At 62.7% G+C, this 17,138-nt stretch carries 12 protein-coding genes; 1 reads left to right on the forward strand and 11 read right to left on the reverse strand.

Features of this window, described 5'->3' with window-relative positions; genetic code table 11:
- Nucleotides 1–87: 87 nt before the first annotated feature.
- The 8 genes from gltB to pilM form a co-directional block, all read right to left on the reverse strand.
- The gene (gene gltB, locus APH34_RS15175; protein ID WP_054901855.1) at nucleotides 88–4,533 is read right to left on the reverse strand and encodes a glutamate synthase large subunit; all 4,446 of its coding nucleotides are present in this window, start codon (nucleotides 4,531–4,533) and stop codon (nucleotides 88–90) included.
- A 373-nt stretch (nucleotides 4,534–4,906) separates the two neighbouring features.
- Complete coding sequence (locus APH34_RS15180; protein ID WP_054901856.1) at nucleotides 4,907–6,517, reverse strand: SPOR domain-containing protein; 1,611 nt, start codon at nucleotides 6,515–6,517, stop codon at nucleotides 4,907–4,909.
- A gap of 15 nt (nucleotides 6,518–6,532) precedes the next feature.
- The gene (aroB, locus tag APH34_RS15185) at nucleotides 6,533–7,630 is read right to left on the reverse strand and encodes a 3-dehydroquinate synthase (protein WP_054901857.1); all 1,098 of its coding nucleotides are present in this window, start codon (nucleotides 7,628–7,630) and stop codon (nucleotides 6,533–6,535) included.
- 94 nt (nucleotides 7,631–7,724) lie between these two features.
- Nucleotides 7,725–8,243: a shikimate kinase AroK gene (gene aroK, locus APH34_RS15190; RefSeq protein WP_054901858.1), complete on the reverse strand. Its 519-nt coding sequence runs from the start codon at nucleotides 8,241–8,243 to the stop codon at nucleotides 7,725–7,727.
- A gap of 4 nt (nucleotides 8,244–8,247) precedes the next feature.
- Nucleotides 8,248–9,516 (reverse strand): type IV pilus secretin PilQ, encoded by a 1,269-nt coding sequence (locus APH34_RS15195; RefSeq protein ID WP_082422822.1) that lies wholly within the window; start codon nucleotides 9,514–9,516, stop codon nucleotides 8,248–8,250.
- A complete protein-coding gene (locus APH34_RS15200; protein WP_082422823.1) occupies nucleotides 9,440–10,456 on the reverse strand; it encodes a pilus assembly protein PilP in 1,017 nt (338 codons plus the stop codon). Before APH34_RS15200 ends, APH34_RS15195 begins: the two co-directional genes overlap by 77 nt.
- A complete protein-coding gene (locus APH34_RS15205) occupies nucleotides 10,453–10,989 on the reverse strand; it encodes a PilN domain-containing protein (RefSeq protein WP_054901860.1) in 537 nt (178 codons plus the stop codon). The genes APH34_RS15200 and APH34_RS15205 overlap by 4 nt, the downstream gene beginning before the upstream one ends.
- Nucleotides 10,989–11,846 carry a type IV pilus biogenesis protein PilM gene (pilM, locus tag APH34_RS15210; protein ID WP_054901861.1) on the reverse strand — a complete coding sequence of 286 codons (858 nt, stop codon included), beginning with the start codon at nucleotides 11,844–11,846 and terminating at the stop codon, nucleotides 10,989–10,991. The genes APH34_RS15205 and pilM overlap by 1 nt, the downstream gene beginning before the upstream one ends.
- A 179-nt stretch (nucleotides 11,847–12,025) precedes the next feature.
- On the opposite strand from pilM, the gene APH34_RS15215 reads away from it, so the two are divergent.
- The gene (locus tag APH34_RS15215; RefSeq protein ID WP_371263309.1) at nucleotides 12,026–14,476 is read left to right on the forward strand and encodes a penicillin-binding protein 1A; all 2,451 of its coding nucleotides are present in this window, start codon (nucleotides 12,026–12,028) and stop codon (nucleotides 14,474–14,476) included.
- Between the two features lie 116 nt (nucleotides 14,477–14,592).
- Here APH34_RS15215 and APH34_RS15220 read toward each other — a convergent pair whose 3' ends face one another.
- The 3 genes from APH34_RS15220 to rpmE all read right to left on the reverse strand — a co-directional run bounded on the left by APH34_RS15220 (nucleotide 14,593) and on the right by rpmE (nucleotide 17,079).
- Nucleotides 14,593–15,861 carry a malic enzyme-like NAD(P)-binding protein gene (locus tag APH34_RS15220; RefSeq protein ID WP_054901863.1) on the reverse strand — a complete coding sequence of 423 codons (1,269 nt, stop codon included), beginning with the start codon at nucleotides 15,859–15,861 and terminating at the stop codon, nucleotides 14,593–14,595.
- Nucleotides 15,862–16,039: 178 nt separating this feature from the next.
- The gene (locus APH34_RS15225; protein WP_054901864.1) at nucleotides 16,040–16,861 is read right to left on the reverse strand and encodes a thermonuclease family protein; all 822 of its coding nucleotides are present in this window, start codon (nucleotides 16,859–16,861) and stop codon (nucleotides 16,040–16,042) included.
- Between the two features lie 2 nt (nucleotides 16,862–16,863).
- Nucleotides 16,864–17,079, reverse strand: coding sequence for a 50S ribosomal protein L31 (rpmE, locus tag APH34_RS15230; RefSeq protein WP_003257833.1), 216 nt, complete (start codon nucleotides 17,077–17,079; stop codon nucleotides 16,864–16,866).
- Between the last annotated feature and the right edge of the window lie 59 nt (nucleotides 17,080–17,138).

Genomic DNA, 17,138 nt, shown 5'->3' on the forward strand with positions numbered 1-17,138 from the left:
AGCTGCAAGCTGCAAGTCGATCACTTGGGTCCGGCAAACCTCACGCTGCTGGATGTGCAGCGTGAGGCTTGCCACTTGCAGCTGTTGTTACTGCGGGTTGGCACGGGTGCTGGACAGCAACTGCTTGAGATTGGCCGCCTTCGGCTTGACCAGCCAGAAGCGCCGCACGTAGTCGTCCAGGTTTTCCGAGAGCTCACGCCCCCACTCGCTGCCGGTTTCTTCAACGTACTCGGCAAGGACGCGCGCCAGGTGGCTGCGGTAGGCCTCCATCGCCTCACCACTGATACGCTGGATTTCCACCAGCTCGTGGTTGAGTTTGTCGACGAAGGTGTTGTCCATGTCGAGCACGTAGGCGAAGCCGCCAGTCATGCCAGAACCGAAGTTGTAACCGGTCTTGCCCAGAACGCAGACAAAGCCGCCGGTCATGTATTCACAGCAGTGATCGCCAGTGCCCTCGACAACGGCGTGGGCACCTGAGTTACGCACAGCGAAGCGTTCGCCCGCAGTACCGGCGGCAAACAGCTTGCCCCCCGTCGCGCCATACAGGCAGGTGTTGCCGACGATGGCGCTGTGCTGGGTTTCGAACGGGCTGCCAACTGGCGGCACGATGGTGACCTTACCGCCGGTCATGCCCTTGCCGACGTAGTCGTTGGCGTCACCTTCCAGGTGCAGGTTCAGGCCACCGGCGTTCCACACGCCAAAGCTCTGCCCCGCAGTACCTTTGAAGCGGAAGGTGATCGGCTTGTCAGCCATGCCCTGGTTGCCGTACAGCCTGGCGATTTCGCCAGAGATACGGGCACCGATCGAACGGTCGCAGTTGCAGATGTCGAGGGCGAACTCACCCCCGGCCTGGTCGCGGATGGCCGGCAGGGCCATGTCGACCATCTTCTCGGCCAGCTCGCCCTTGTCGAACGGCGGGTTCTTGTCGACTTCGCAGAACTGCGGCTTGTCAGCCGGAATGTGCGAGCTGCCCAACAGCGGCGTCAGGTCCAGGTACTGCTGGCGCTCAGTGTCGCCAGGCAGCACTTCGAGCAGGTCGGTGCGGCCGATCAGCTCACCCAGGCTGCGCACGCCCAGTTTGGCCAGCCATTCACGGGTTTCTTCGGCGACGAAGGTGAAGAAGTTGATCACCATGTCGACGGTGCCGATGTAGTGGTCCTTGCGCAGCTTGTCGTTCTGGGTCGCCACGCCAGTGGCGCAGTTGTTCAGGTGACAGATACGCAGGTATTTGCAGCCCAGGGCGATCATCGGCGCGGTGCCAAAGCCGAAGCTCTCGGCGCCGAGGATGGCGGCCTTGATCACGTCCAGGCCAGTCTTCAGGCCACCGTCGGTCTGTACCCGCACCTTGCCGCGCAGGTCGTTGCCGCGCAGGGTCTGGTGGGTTTCAGCCAGGCCCAGTTCCCACGGAGCGCCGGCGTACTTGATCGACGTCAGCGGCGAAGCGCCGGTGCCGCCGTCGTAACCGGAGATGGTGATCAGATCGGCATAGGCCTTGGCCACGCCGGCGGCGATGGTGCCGACACCTGCCTCTGCCACCAGCTTGACCGAAACCAGTGCTTGCGGGTTGACCTGCTTGAGGTCGTAGATCAGCTGGGCCAGGTCTTCGATCGAATAGATATCGTGATGCGGCGGTGGCGAGATCAGGGTCACGCCGGGCACCGCATAGCGCAGCTTGGCGATCAGGCCGTTGACCTTGCCGCCCGGCAGTTGCCCGCCTTCGCCTGGCTTGGCGCCCTGGGCGACCTTGATCTGCAGCACTTCGGCGTTGACCAGGTACTCCGGAGTCACCCCAAAACGGCCGGTGGCCACCTGTTTGATCTTCGAACTGCGCAGGGTGCCGTAGCGCGATGGGTCTTCCCCGCCCTCACCGGAGTTGGAGCGCGCGCCCAGGCGGTTCATCGCCTCGGCCAGCGCTTCATGCGCTTCTGGCGACAGTGCGCCGAGCGAGATACCGGCGGAGTCGAAGCGCTTGAGGATCGCCTCCAGCGGCTCGATCTGGTCCAGCGCCAGGGCCTGGTCGGCCACTTTCACTTTCAGCAGGTCGCGGATCATCGACACCGGGCGCTGGTCGACCAGCGTGGTGTATTCCTTGAACTTGGCATAGTCGCCCTGCTGCACCGCAGCCTGCAGCGTGTTGACCACGTCCGGGTTGTAGGCATGGTATTCGCCACCGTGGACGAATTTGAGCAGGCCACCTTGCTGGATCGGCTTGCGCGCACTCCAGGCCTCGGCGGCGAGCAGCTTCTGGTCGCCTTCCAGGTCGACGAAGCGCGCGCCCTTGATGCGGCTGGAGACGCCCTTGAAGCTCAGGCCGACCACTTCCTCAGCCAGGCCCACGGCTTCGAACAACTGGGCACCGCGGTACGAGGCGATGGTCGAAATCCCCATCTTCGACAGGATCTTGAGCAGGCCTTTGGAGATGCCTTTGCGGTAGTACTTGAAGACCTCGTCCAGGTCGCCCAGTACTTCGCCGGTGCGGATCAGGTCGGCCAGCACTTCATACGCCAGGTACGGGTACACGGCCGAAGCGCCGAAGCCCAGCAACACGGCGAAGTGGTGCGGGTCACGCGCGGTGGCAGTTTCGACCAGGATGTTGCTGTCACAACGCAGGCCTTGCTCGGTCAGGCGGTGATGAACCGCGCCGACGGCGAGCGAAGCATGCACCGGCAGCTTGCCCGGGGCGATGTAGCGGTCGCTCAGCACCAGCTGGGTCTTGCCGCTGCGCACCGCCTCTTCTGCCTGGTCGGCGATGTTGCGGATGGCGGCTTCCAGGCCGACGCCCTGTTCGTAGTTGAGGTCGATCAGTTGGCGATCGAAACCCTCGCGCTCCAGACTCATCAACGAACGCCACTTGGCGGGCGAGATGACGGGCGAGCTGAGGATGACCCGCGAGGCGTGCTCCGGGGACTCCTGGAAGATGTTGCGCTCGGCACCCAGGCAGATTTCCAGCGACATCACGATCGCTTCGCGCAGCGGGTCGATCGGTGGGTTGGTGACCTGGGCGAACTGCTGGCGGAAGAAGTCGTAAGGGGAACGCACGCGTTGCGACAGCACTGCCATCGGCGTGTCGTCGCCCATCGAGCCCACGGCTTCCTGGCCCTGCTCGCCGAGCGGACGCAGCACCTGGTCACGCTCCTCGAAGGTGACCTGGAACATCTTCATGTATTGCTTGAGCTGGTCAGCATCGTAGCTGGCCGCACCCTGGTCATCGGTCAGGGTCGCCTGGATGCGCGTGGCGTGCTGACGCAGCCAGCGCTTGTACGGGTGGCGCGACTTCAGGCGGTTGTCGATGGCATCGGTGTCGAGGATCTGGCCAGTCTCGGTGTCGACGGCGAAGATCTGCCCTGGGCCCACCCGGCCCTTGGCGATAACGTCTTGCGGCTTGTAATCCCATACGCCGATTTCCGACGCGATGGTGATGTAGCCGTTGGTGGTGGTCACCCAGCGCGCCGGACGCAGGCCGTTACGGTCGAGCAGGCACACCGCGTGGCGGCCTTCGGTCATGACGATGCCGGCCGGGCCGTCCCACGGCTCCATGTGCATGGAGTTGTACTCGTAGAAGGCGCGCAGGTCGGCGTCCATGGTCTCGACGTTCTGCCAGGCTGGCGGCACCAGCATGCGCACGCCACGGAACAGGTCGATGCCACCGGTGACCATCAGCTCCAGCATGTTGTCCATGCTCGAAGAGTCGGAGCCCACGCGGTTGACCAGCGGACCAAGCTCTTCCAGATCGGGGATCAGGTCGTTGGCGAACTTGGTGCGACGGGCCATGGCCCAGTTGCGATTGCCGGTGATGGTGTTGATCTCGCCGTTGTGGGCGAGGAAACGGAACGGCTGAGCCAGCGGCCATTTCGGCAGGGTATTGGTGGAGAAGCGCTGGTGGAACACGCAGATCGCGGTTTGCAGGCGCTCGTCACCCAGGTCCGGGTAGAAGGCCGCGAGGTCGCGCGGCATCATCAGGCCTTTGTAGATGATGGTCTTGTGCGAAAAGCTGCAGATGTAGTGGTCGGCATCGTGGGCGTTGGCTACGGACGAACGGCGACGGGCACTGAACAGCTTGATGGCGAAGTCCTGATCGCTCAGGCCTTCACCGCCGATGAACACCTGTTCGATCTGCGGCAGGCGCTCCAGGGCCAGGCGGCCAAGCACGCGGGTGTCGATCGGGACTTTGCGCCAGCCAACCAGCGTGAGGCCAGCAGCCAGGATTTCGCGGTCCATGTTGGCACGGGCGGCTTCGGCTTTTACCGGGTCCTGGTTGAAAAACACCATGCCGACGGCGTACTGCTTGGGCAGCTCGACTGCAAAGTGCTCCTGGGCCATGGCACGCAGGAATTGATCGGGCTTCTGCATGAGCAGGCCGCAACCGTCGCCGGTTTTGCCGTCGGCGTTGATACCACCGCGGTGGGTCATGCAAGTCAGCGCCTGCATGGCGGTTTGCAGAAGGTGGTGGCTCGGTTCGCCCGTCATATGGGCAATCAGGCCAAAACCACAGTTGTCCTTGAATTCTTCGGGATGGTACAGACCTGTTTTCATAGACACTTTCTCACCAGGTTCACCTCTCAACCGGAGGCAAATCTCTTTTTTAACAACCACTTACCATCCACGCCGATCAAATGCCAGCTTTTTTGCGGTGGCCATGGAAAACCATTGTTGCACAGCGACAGCGATGCCCACAAATTTTCATGTCTCACCATTGAAAATTTATGTCGCAATTTTGAATGTTTTTGCGCCATTCGCCGTGATAGCGGCCTGGCTCGAGTCTGAAGCGTTTCAGCCATGACTGCAAGATTGGCTTGTGGCCGGCAGTCTGGGACAGAAAAGCCTGCCGCGAAGTGGCGCAGCAGGCTAATCGAAGTTCAGGATTCGCTCAGCAACTGGGCGGCGGGGTAATGCCGCCCGGAAGGTATCAGCGGGCCGACGCCAGCTCTTGTTGGACGCTGGCAACGGTACGTGGCCAAGGTTTACCAGCCTGGACCTTCGCTGGCAAGTTCTTGATTGCCGCAACCGCCGCATCACGGTTGGCGAAGCTGCCATACGTGACCACGTAGAGCGGCTTGCCCTGGAGGTTTTTCTTGAAGTAGCGATAGTCGCCACCCTGCGCCTTGACGAAGGCCTGGGCGGATGCCTCCGAGCTGGTACCCAGGATCTGCACCACATAATTGCCTGGCTTCTGGCCCGCATACCAACCGCCGCTGCCACTGCCACCGGCCGCCGGTTTTTCAACAGGCTTGGCTGCAGGCTTGGCGGTGGCGACCTGGACAGGCGCCGGGGCAGGCTTGGCAGGTGCAACTGGCTTGGCCGGCTGGGTAGCTACAGGCTTCTGGGCCGGCGCAACCGGCTGCGCCGGTGCGCTGGTGGTGGCCTGGGCCATGGTCGGTGCCGGCCCCGCCGCCACGCCTTGCGGCGGCGCAATAGTGGTCACCGTCGGCGGGTTACCAGGCTGCAATGCCGTGTTACCGGCCGGGCCACTTTCATCCCCATCGCCCATGCCCGCGGCCTGCGCCAGCGGCTCACGCATCACCGGCTGCGACTGGCCAACCAGCGGCAGCGGCATCGGCTGCGACGAGCCAGAGAATTCGATGGCCGGGTTACCGTTGTTCGACTTGCCGTCACCCAATGGCAACTGAGCCTGGGCCGCTGGCGCTTCAGCCGGCGCCTTGTCGCCTTTCTTGGGCATGAGAACCGCGGCAGCAACGGCGACCACGACCACAGCGGACAGCGCGAGCACGTGTTTCTTAGGCATTTTGAACCCCATGGATGGTCGCTTGGCCGTGGTACGGCTGGCGATCATGGCTTCGATCAAAGTATCGCGGGCGACCTGGTTGATATTGCCAGGCCAGCCGTCGGAGTTTTCATGGATATCGACAAGCTGTTCACGGGTGAACACCTCCAGGCCCCGACCGGCACCTTCCAGGCGCTGCTCCAGGTACTCGCAGGTCTCCTCCTCGCTGTAGGGGGCGAGTTCGATGACGTGGAAGCGTTCTTCCTCGACATTGAGCTCTTCCAACCCGGCAATCAGTGACGGCTCGCCGAACAGGAACACGTGCGGGCGCCCTTCCGGAACACCCGCTGCCAGTTCCAGCAACGCTTGGAGTGCCGACTCGTCAAGTTGTTCCGCATCGTCCACCAGCAAATAGACTTCCTGCCCGGTCAGCGCCAGCTGCACCACCTTGGACAGAATGGTCTGGACCTCAGGCTGGGCCACCTCCAGCGACTGGGCCACCTGCGCCAGCACACTCGCAGCATCGCTTGCGCCCCGGGCAGACACCACCACGCTTTGCACCGACTGCTTGTTGGTACTGGCCACCAAGGCCTGGCGCAGCAAGGTCTTGCCGCTGCCCACCGGGCCGGTGACAACCAGCATCAGCTGGCTGTAGCGGGCCAGGTGATGCAACTGACCGAGCACAGGCTTGCGCTGGGCAGGGAAGAACTTGAAGCCGGGCACACGCGGCGCGAACGGATCGTGGCTCAACTGATAGTGGTCGAGAAACGCCTCATCGGCATGCAAACTGGTCATTGCGCTGTCACAACCTCAAAGCTGGGCCACGAGCGCGCGGTAGTCCGCCGACAACGTGGCCTGAAGAATCTCTTTCGGATAGTCGTCGGTGACCACGGCTTCGCCCAGCTGGCGCAGAAGCACCAGGCGCAGGCGACCGTCGAGCACCTTCTTGTCGACCGCCATATGCTCCATGAAATGCGCCGGGGTCATTTCCTGTGGTGGCACCACCGGCAAACCTGCGTCCTGCAGCAGGCGGATCCCGCGATCACGCTCGGCCTGGTCGATCCAGCCCAGGCGCATGGACATCTCCAGGGCCATCACGGTGCCCGCCGCCACGGCTTCACCGTGTAGCCAGACGCCGTAACCCATGTGCGTTTCGATGGCATGCCCGAAGGTATGCCCAAGGTTCAGCGTGGCCCGCACTCCGGACTCACGTTCGTCAGCGCCCACCACGGCTGCCTTGGCAGCACAGGAACGGCGAATGGCCTCTGTCAGGGCTGCAGGCTCCAGGGCGCGCAGGGCCTGCATATTGTCTTCGAGCCAGCCCAGAAATGGCTTGTCGCAGATCAGGCCGTACTTGATTACCTCCGCCAGGCCTGCCGACAGCTCGCGTTCGGGCAGGGTCTTGAGGCTGGTGGTATCGATCAGCACAGCGTTGGGCTGGTAGAAGGCACCTACCATGTTCTTGCCCAGCGGGTGGTTGATGCCAGTCTTGCCGCCCACCGAGGAATCGACCTGGGACAACAGGGTCGTCGGCACCTGGATGAAATCGACACCACGCTGGTAACAGGCGGCGGCAAAGCCCGCCATGTCGCCGATAACCCCGCCCCCCAGCGCCACCACGGTGGTACGGCGGTCATGCCGGGCAGTCAGCAGGCCGTCGAAGATCAGTTGCAGGGTTTGCCAATTCTTGTGGGCTTCGCCGTCCGGCAGGATCACCGGCAGTACCGAGTAGGCGCCGAGGGTCTTGCTCAAACGTTCGAGATACAGAGGGGCGACGGTTTCGTTGGAAACGATGGCGACTTGCCGGCCGGCAATGTGCGGCGCCAGCAGCTCGGGCTGGTCCAGCAGGCCTTCGCCAATGTAGATCGGGTAGCTACGCTCGCCCAGGTCGACCTTTAGTGTCTGCATGTATCCCCACAATGTACTTGGGCGCGGCGCCGGCTGAGCGACCCACGCACTAACGTTGAACCTCGCCCCGGCGCTGGCCGAGAATAGTCCCGGCTTAGCGGGGCGGCAACTGCTGCAAGCGCTCGAGAATGTCGAGCACCACCATGCGCGGTGGCCGTTCGTCGGTTTCTACCACCAGGTCGGCGATCTCACGGTAAAGCGGGTCGCGCGTCTCCAGCAGGTTACGCAACGTCGCTTCCGGGTTGGCGGTGCGCAACAAGGGGCGATTGCGATCGCGTGCGGTACGCCCAACCTGCTGCTCCACCGAGGCGTGCAGGTAGATGACCCGGCCTCCGGCGTGCAACGCTCGGCGATTGGCCTCGCGCATGACAGCGCCGCCACCGGTTGCCACGACCACGCCATCGAGCGCGCAAAGCTCGGCGATCATCGCCTGCTCACGGTCACGGAAGCCCGGCTCGCCTTCTTTGTCGAAAATCCACGGGATGTTGGCACCGGTCCGCAGTTCGATTTCCTTGTCGGAATCTTTGAACAACAGACGCAGTTCTTTGGCCAACAGGCGCCCGATGGTGCTCTTACCCGCCCCCATGGGCCCTACAAGTATCAAATTTCGCACAGAATCAACGACTCACAGCAATCGCCTGGTCACTCATGATACGCGGAGTCAGGAAGACCAGCAGCTCGGATTTTTTCTCTTGTAATGCATCGCGTCGAAACAGCCGCCCAACATACGGCAGATCGCCTAAAAATGGCACCTTGTCCACCACATTGTTTTGCGTGGTCGAGTACACGCCACCAATGACGATGGTTTCGCCATCGGCCACACGGACCTTGGCGTTCACCTCGTTCTTGCGAATCGGCGGCACATCGTTCAGTGCATTGACGAAGTCGGGCTCGTCCTTGGTCACCTTGACCGTCATGATGACATTCCCGCCTGGGGTGATTTGCGGGGTCACCTCAAGGGATAACGACGCCTCGCGGAATGCGACAGACGTAGCACCGCTCCTTGTGGTTTCCTGGTACGGCACCTCGGTGCCCTTGAGGATTCGTGCGGTTTCCTTGTCGGCGGTGACCACCTTGGGCTGGGAGATGATTTCACCATTCCCGCTTTTTTCCATGGCGCTGAGCTCAAGGTCGAGCAGCACACCGCCGCGCAACACCCCCACGCCCACGCTGGACGTCGCCCGCTCGACCCCCAGATCGACAAACATGTCCTTGCCCAGTTGCGCGACCTCGCCATAAAGCTGTCGCCCCCAGCGCACGCCAAGGCTTTTTTCGTAGTCGACATTGGCCTCGACGATGCGCGCCTCGATCGCTACCTGACGCACCGGCACGTCCAGTTGCGCAACCAGCTGTCGCAACTCGGCCAACCGCTCCTCGGGCTGATGCGCGACCAAGGTGTTGGTACGGGCGTCGACACTCAAACTGCCGCGGCCGGTCAGGATACCGTCGTCAGCCAGCGTGGCCAGCAGCAACTCGGCCAGCGCCGCGGCGTCAGCGTGGTGGATGGGCAGCAACTCTCGGCGCAACGGTTGCAACTGGGCGTCCAGCGCCTGCCCGATGCGGGCACCAACGGTTTGCTCGGCAAGCTCGGCCGCTGGTGCCACCAGCAGTACATTGCCCTCTTCACGCCGGGCCAGCCCCTTGCTGCGCAACACCAGCGCCAAGGCTTGATCCCAGGGCACGTCCTGCAGACGCAGGGTAATGTTGCCCTGCACCGAGTCACTGGCGACCAGGTTGATACCCGCGTAATCGGCCAGCACCTGCAGCACTGCACGCACTTCCACATCCTGGAAGTTCAGCGAAATCGGCTCACCCCGATGGGGGGTAGCCGCCAGCAATGGCATCGGCACCAGGGCCAGCGCCAGCCACGTCATCAGCCTCTTCATGATCTTCCTTGACCTCCCTGTCCACGCCCTTCCTGAGCGTTAGCGATGTCATGCGCTCGCGCCACATGCCCCCTACGAACAACCGTTCACGCACCGCGACCTGCTGCGGGCCTATGTGCACCACCACGCCTTCATCGCGCCCGAGCCGGTCCCCGGGCCGCACGCGGTACAAGCGCCCGGCCGATGCCAGCAACGCCTCGTGCTCCAACCCCCGGGACAAACTGCCGACCATTTCCAACTGAGCCAGCGGAACCTGGGCCAACCCCTCCCGGACGCGACGGGTAGACCAGGCCGAAAAGGGGTCGAGCGCCGGCGGCAGCGCCGCTGCACGGGCGGGCACCAGGGCCAGCGAGGCGGGTGCCGATACGGGCCCCTGGGCGTGAAAGGCGTTGACCCGTAGGCGTAAACGCAACAACCCAGGCTTGCCATCAGCGCTGGCCAAGTGCAGTTCACCAGCCCGCAGCAGGCGCATTTGCCCAAGCCAGTCCTCTAGCCACAGGCGTAACGCCGCATAACGCCCCACAACGCGCACATCCAACGGCGTTTGCACAAAGCCCGCCTGCCTCACCTCATCCAGTACATCGAGCCGCTCGAAGTGCAGCCCATGGGTTTGCCCTGACGCTGCCAACTGGTCGAGCAGATCGCTCATGCTGCCCCCTGCCGCAAGGCGCCAGCGCGCTTCCTGCAGCAGCTGTTCGGCGCCAACCAGGGCCTCGCGGCTTTGCGCCAGTGCCTGCATCCGCGTGGCCTTGCCTTCATGCTCCTCATCCAATGCCTTGTGCCTGGCGTGCTCTCGTTGCTGCAGCTGCTGCCACTCTGGGAGGCGAACCAGGCAACCCACCGCAAGCACCAGAAACGCCGCGAGCACAGGCAATGTGCACCTGATCAAGCGCGAGCGAACGATGAACGTCTGCCAATCCAGAGGGGGTAGCAGGCTCACGACCAGGACGCCGCCACACGCGCCAGCAGCACAAACTCATCGCCCGCTGCCACGCTTTTCAAACCCTTGAGTTCCAGGTCGAACAACCCGCTCGAGCGCTCAAGGTCACGCATGAATTGCGCCACCACGGCGCCAGAAACAGCCACCCCGACGATCTGCAACCGCGCGTGCTCAAGTGTCAGCTCGATGACCTGCACCCCCTCCGGCAATGCCCGCTCCAGGTCGGCAAGCAGTACGCTTAAAAGCCCGCGTTCAGCATGCAGGCTGGCCAGGGTGTCCGTTTGCCCCCGCACAGACTCGAGCGCAAGCCTGATACCGTCCAGTTGCTCCAGTTGCGCATCCAGCTCGGCCACAGCAGCCTGGCGGCTGGCATTGGCCAGCGCCTGATGATGCGCACGCTGACGCGCCAACTGGTCCATCAACAGCACGGCACCCAACGCCAGGACCACCCCTCCCAGTACCATCAGCCGCAAGCGCCGAAACGCTGCCAGGCGCTGCTGTTCGCGCCACGGCAAGAGGTTGATACGCAGCATCACTGCACACCTCCCAGCGCCAAGGCCCAGGCAAGGGCCATGTTTTCGCTACTTTCAAGGCCAGCCAACGGCGGCAGAGGTCGGCATTGCACCTGCAGGTACTCGCCCAGCTCACGAAGCCGGTTCTGCTCGATCAATGAAGCACCGGCAACAAGCAATTCCTCCAACTGCAGGCATTGGTCAAACAGCTCATGAAGCCGGCCCACCGCCCCTTCCAAAGGCAATTCCCGCCTCAGCGGCAACATTTCCGGCGACCAGCAATGCAGTGTCACCGTGTCGGGTTCGATGCGCAGCACTGCTGAGCCGCCAGCGCTCGGTTGCGACAACAGCCGTAGCAAGGCGAGGCTGTCGACCTCCACCGCGCCCAGTTGCAATCCGGCTTCATCGACTACCTGCTCAAGGGGTTGCAGCGCGCTCTGCCTGCAGGCAGCCACCATGACATCCAGCATTCCCGCCTGCGTTCGGCAAGGCGCGAGCACCTGGAAATCGATTACCAGATCGTCCAAGGGGAACGGGAACAGCCTGTCCGCGTCTGCCAGCAGTTGCGCCTCCATCTGGGTTTCAGGCAGATCGGCCGGCAACTGGCATAACTTGCAGATGACCTGCGAGGCTGGCAACGCAAGCGCAACCCGGCGCTGAAGGCTGCCACTGCGCCTGTGGGCATTGCGCAACGCGGCCGCGATGCGGACCGGGTCGTGCCAGCCGTCACCACCGCCCCACGGCTCGAAAGCTTCAGTTGCCCAGGCAGCCACCTCACAGCGCCGCTTGCGGCGTTTGAGCTGTAAAACACGTACAGAACCGGGGACAATTTCCACCCCCATCAGTGAACCGGCATCCCTGCCAAAGCGTCCAAGCATCGCTGCTCCCTTGTTACACTCATCAACCCGCATCAGCGCCAGGCCTTCATGGCCAGACGGTGCAGCGGACCGCCTGGCCGGTCACCCGGCGAGGCGAAAAATGCTTATAATGCCCAGCGTTTTTTCGTCCGCCGGCCCCGTGCGCAATTCACCCTCAACCTGGACACCCAAAAGCCTTGATACGCCTGCTGAAGTTCTTCTGGTGGTCTTTTGTCGCAGTCATCTGCGCGCTCGTACTCGGTGTGAGCGGTGCGTTTCTGTATCTTAGCCCCAGCCTGCCGTCGGTCGACTCGCTCAGAAGCATCCAGTTGCAGATCCCCCTGAGGGTGTACAGCAGCGACGGCAAACTCATTGCCGAGTTCGGCGAAATGCGGCGCTCGCCGATCCGTTTTGCGGAAATTCCCCCACAGTTCATTCAGGCACTGCTGTCAGCCGAGGACGACAATTTCCTCAATCACTACGGGGTCGACCCAAGCAGCCTGATGCGCGCTGCCACCCAGTTGGTGAAAACCGGCCACATCCAGACCGGCGGCAGCACGATCACCATGCAGGTGGCGAAGAACTTCTTCCTGACCAGTGAGCGCAGCTTCTCGCGCAAGACCAACGAAATCCTGCTGGCATTGCAGATCGAGCGCGAGCTGACCAAGGACGAGATCCTCGAGCTGTACGTCAACAAGATTTACCTGGGTAACCGTGCCTACGGCATCGATGCCGCCGCGCAGGTGTATTACGGCAAGTCGATCCGCGATGTGAGCCTGGCGCAGATGGCCATGATCGCCGGCCTGCCCAAGGCGCCGTCACGCTTCAACCCGCTGGCCAACCCAACGCGCGCCAAGGAACGCCGCGACTGGATCCTGGGGCGCATGTACAAGCTTGGCAAGATTGACCAGGCCAGCTACCAGGCCGCCCTGGCCGAGCCGCTCAACGCCAGCTACCACGTGCCGACACCTGAAGTGAATGCGCCCTACGTGGCTGAGATGGCCCGGGCCGAAATGGTTGGCCGCTACGGTAGCGATGCCTACACCGAAGGCTTCCGTGTCACCACCACGGTGCCTAGCGACATGCAGGAAATGGCCAACAAGGCTGTCCTCAACGGCCTCAGCGACTATGACGAGCGCCACGGCTACCGCGGCCCTGAGGCGCGCTTCCCAGGCAGGACACACACCGCCTGGCTGCAGGAACTGAACAAGCAGCGCACCTTGGGCGGCCTGGAGCCGGCCATCGTCACCCAGGTCGCCAAAAGTGGCCTTACGGTACTGACACGCAGCGGCGAGGAAGAAACCGTCGCCTGGGACACCATGAAGTGGGCGCGCCCGTTCATCAACAGCAACTCACAGGGCCGCGCGCCGCAATCACCGGCCGACGTGGCCCAAGTTGGCGACCTGGTGCGCCTGCAGCGCCTGGACAACGGCAAGCTCAAGTTCAGCCAGGTACCTGGCGCGCAAAGCGCACTGGTGACCCTGGACCCTGCCAATGGCGCCATTAGAGCGCTGGTCGGCGGCTTCTCGTTCGAGCAGAGCAACTACAACCGCGCCATGCAGGCCAAGCGCCAGCCCGGTTCGAGCTTCAAGCCGTTCATCTATAGCGCTGCACTGGACAGCGGCTACACCGCCTCCAGCCTGGTCAACGACGCGCCCATCGTGTTCGTCGACGAATACCTGGACAAGGTCTGGCGCCCGAAGAACGACACCAACACCTTCCTGGGGCCGATCCGGATGCGCGAAGCGTTGTACAAGTCGCGTAACCTGGTGTCGATCCGCCTGCTGCAGGCCATGGGCATTGACCGCACCATCGACTACATCACCAAGTTCGGCTTCAACAAACAGGACCTGCCGCGCAACCTGTCCTTGGCGCTGGGCACAGCGACCCTGACGCCGATGGAGATTGCCACCGGCTGGAGCACCTTCGCCAACGGCGGCTACAAGGTCACCCCTTACCTGATCGATCGCATCGAAAGCCGTAACGGTGAAACGCTGTTCATCGCCAACCCGCCGCGGGTGCCTCAAGGCGCCGAAGACCACGCGGGCCTGGCAGCACCCGAACAGCCGATCAGCACTGCAGCCATGCCAGGTGAGGCACCTTCAGCCTCTGGGCAGCTGGCGCCAACCCCACAAGCGCCGGTGGCCGCCGAGCAGATCATCGATGGCCGCACCACTTACATCCTCACCAGCATGCTGCAGGATGTGATCAAGCGCGGTACAGGCCGCCGTGCGCTGGCGCTGGGCCGTACCGACCTGGCGGGCAAGACCGGCACCACGAACGAGTCCAAGGACGCGTGGTTCTCCGGTTACAACGCCGACTACGTCACCACCGTGTGGGTCGGTTTCGACCAACCAGAAACCCTGGGTCGTCGCGAATACGGCGGTACTGCGGCATTGCCGATCTGGATGAGCTTCATGGGTGCGGCGCTGAAGGACAAACCGAACCATCCGCCCGCGGAACCGGAAGGCATCCTCAGCCTGCGCGTTGATCCGGTCAGCGGCCGTGCGGCCTCACCGAGCACGCCGAATGCGTACTTCGAGCTATTCAAGGCTGAAGATTCGCCGCCGTCGGTGGATGAGCTGGGCAACGGTTCAGCGCCAGGCAGCCCGCTGCCGGCAGACGAAGCCGCGCCGATGGATCTGTTCTAAGCCGCCACTCCAAGTCGGCCGCGCCCGTGCTGAATGGCGTGGCCTGGCGAACGACGCAGAAAGCTGACGCAAAAAAAACCGGCTCATAAGAGCCGGTTCTTTTTTTGCGTCCTGCTTCAGCCGTTGAACACTTCGTCCACGCTGTTCAGCGGGTAGTGCGTCGGATACGGCAGGGTGGCAACGCCGGACTCGATGGCTGCCTTGGCCACTGCGTCGGAAACGACGGTGATCAGGCGCGCGTCCAGCGGCTTCGGAATGATGTACTCACGGCCGAATTCCAACCCCTCGACGCCGTAGGCTTCGCACACTTCCTTAGGCACCGGCAGCTTGGCCAGGTCTTTCAGGGCGATGGCGGCGGCAATCTTCATTTCTTCGTTGATGCGCTTGGCGCGAACGTCCAGGGCACCACGGAAGATGAACGGGAAGCCCAGTACGTTGTTGACCTGGTTCGGGTAGTCGGAACGACCGGTAGCCATGATCACGTCGTTGCGGGTAGCGTGGGCCAGCTCTGGCGAGATTTCCGGGTCTGGGTTCGAGCAGGCGAACACGATCGGGTTGGCCGCCATCGACTTCAGGCCTTCCGGGCTCAGCAGGTTCGGGCCGGACAGGCCAACGAACACATCGGCACCGTTCAGGGCATCGGCCAGGGTGCGCTTGTCGGTAGCGTGGGCGAACTGCGCCTTGTACTGGTTCAGGTCGTCACGGCCAGCGTGGATCACGCCGCTACGGTCGATCATGAAGATGTTTTCGACCTTGGCACCCATGCTGACCAGCAGCTTCATGCAGGAGATCGCGGCAGCACCGGCACCCAGGCAGACGATCTTGGCGTCTTCGAGTGTCTTGCCGGCGATTTCCAGGGCGTTGATCATGCCGGCCGCGGTAACGATCGCGGTGCCGTGCTGGTCATCGTGGAAAACCGGAATGTCGCACTGTTCGATCAGGGTGCGCTCGATTTCAAAGCACTCAGGTGCCTTGATGTCTTCGAGGTTGATGCCACCGAAGGTAATCGAGATGCGGCGAACGGTATCGATGAACGCTTGTGGGCTTTCCGACTCGACTTCGATGTCGAATACATCGATGCCGGCGAAACGCTTGAACAGAACACCCTTGCCTTCCATGACCGGCTTGGAGGCCAGTGGGCCGAGGTCACCCAGACCGAGGATGGCGGTGCCATCGGAAATTACCGCGACCAGGTTGCCCTTGCCGGTGTATTTGTAAGCCAGCTCAGGATCACGGCCAATTTCACGCACTGGTTCTGCTACGCCTGGGCTGTAGGCCAGGGCGAGGTCACGGGCGGTGGCAGTGGGCTTGGAAAGCTCGACGCTCAGTTTCCCCGGACGAGGGTGAGCGTGGTATTCGAGAGCGGCGGTTTTCAGGTCTGACATGGTGGGCATTCCGCTATTTACTGTTCTGACGGACCGCCGAGGATACGCAAAGAGCCGGGGAGCCACAAGACTGGTCGGTCACTTGTGTCAAGGCCTTTAGCCTACGACTTTACGCTATAACCCGCGGGGGCGTTGGATTAGCAGTGTGTACAATCCAATAGCGAAATGTCTACATCTTTCAGCTCGAAACACGCTCAAGCATGCTCGGATCGGTGATTGGCAACAGCCAGCGTCGCTGACCCGGCTTCAGCCCACCCTTGCGGGAACGATCCAGCACCCAGCCGCGCGCCTCGACATGGCGCCCCTTGAGGTTATCGAAGAAGCTGGACGGGAAGTTGCGTTGCAGACGAGCGGGAATCTGCAGCACTACGGTGCCGTCCAGTTCCAGCCAGACGCCGCCGCGATTGCGCTCGATAGAGCGGATATGGCCCGTGATGAGGGCAAAACCCGATTGCCTGATGTCGCTTGCACGGCGTACCGCAGGCGTGCGCCACAAGCCTGCCCGCACCTTGCGCGCCGCTTGTTCGGCAATCTGCTGGCAGGTAGCCAGGCGCACATTGGGTGCAATCGCCACGCGGTAACCCAGCCCTTCACTGAGCAATTGCGCTTCAAGATTGTTACCACTACGGTCGTAAACGTGCGCCAGGGTGCGGCCGTACTTGTCCTTGGACTCGACGCCCGGCACCAGCCCCACGCGCCCATCACTGGCCTTGACCAGCGCTTGCAGGCGCCGCTTGGCAGCCTCGGCGTAAGGCTCGCTGGCGCGCCCCTTGCGCCCCATTTCCGGGGCATTGATGCCGATCATGCGCACGCTACGGCCATCGGTGAGACGCAACGTATCGCCATCGACCACCTGGCGCACCGCCACCGCTTGTAGGTTGCCCGGCAACGGGCAGAACGCCTGGGCCGGGAAGTGCCAGATCGCGGCCACAAAAAAGGCGCCCACAAGGGGCGCCTTTTTCAGCAACAACGCGAAGCCCGAAGGATTCGCCATGCGCATGATTACTTCTTGGTACCGAACATACCGAAGCGATCGGCGAACTTCTGTACGCGACCACCGGTGTCCAGAACTTTCTGCTTACCGGTGTAGAACGGGTGGCACAGGTTGCAAACGTCGATCGCCAGGGTGCTGCCCAGAGTCGAACGGGTTTCGAATTTGTTGCCGCAGCTGCAGGTGACTGCAACTACTTCGTAGTTCGGATGAATATCTGCTTTCATGGTCACTTCCTCGAGCTGCGTGCCGCCACCCAACACCAATTGTTGAATACCGCACGTAA

It is taken from the genome of Pseudomonas sp. NBRC 111131 (assembly GCF_001320525.1).
In the GTDB taxonomy this organism is placed as follows: Bacteria; Pseudomonadota; Gammaproteobacteria; order Pseudomonadales; family Pseudomonadaceae; genus Aquipseudomonas; species Aquipseudomonas ceruminis.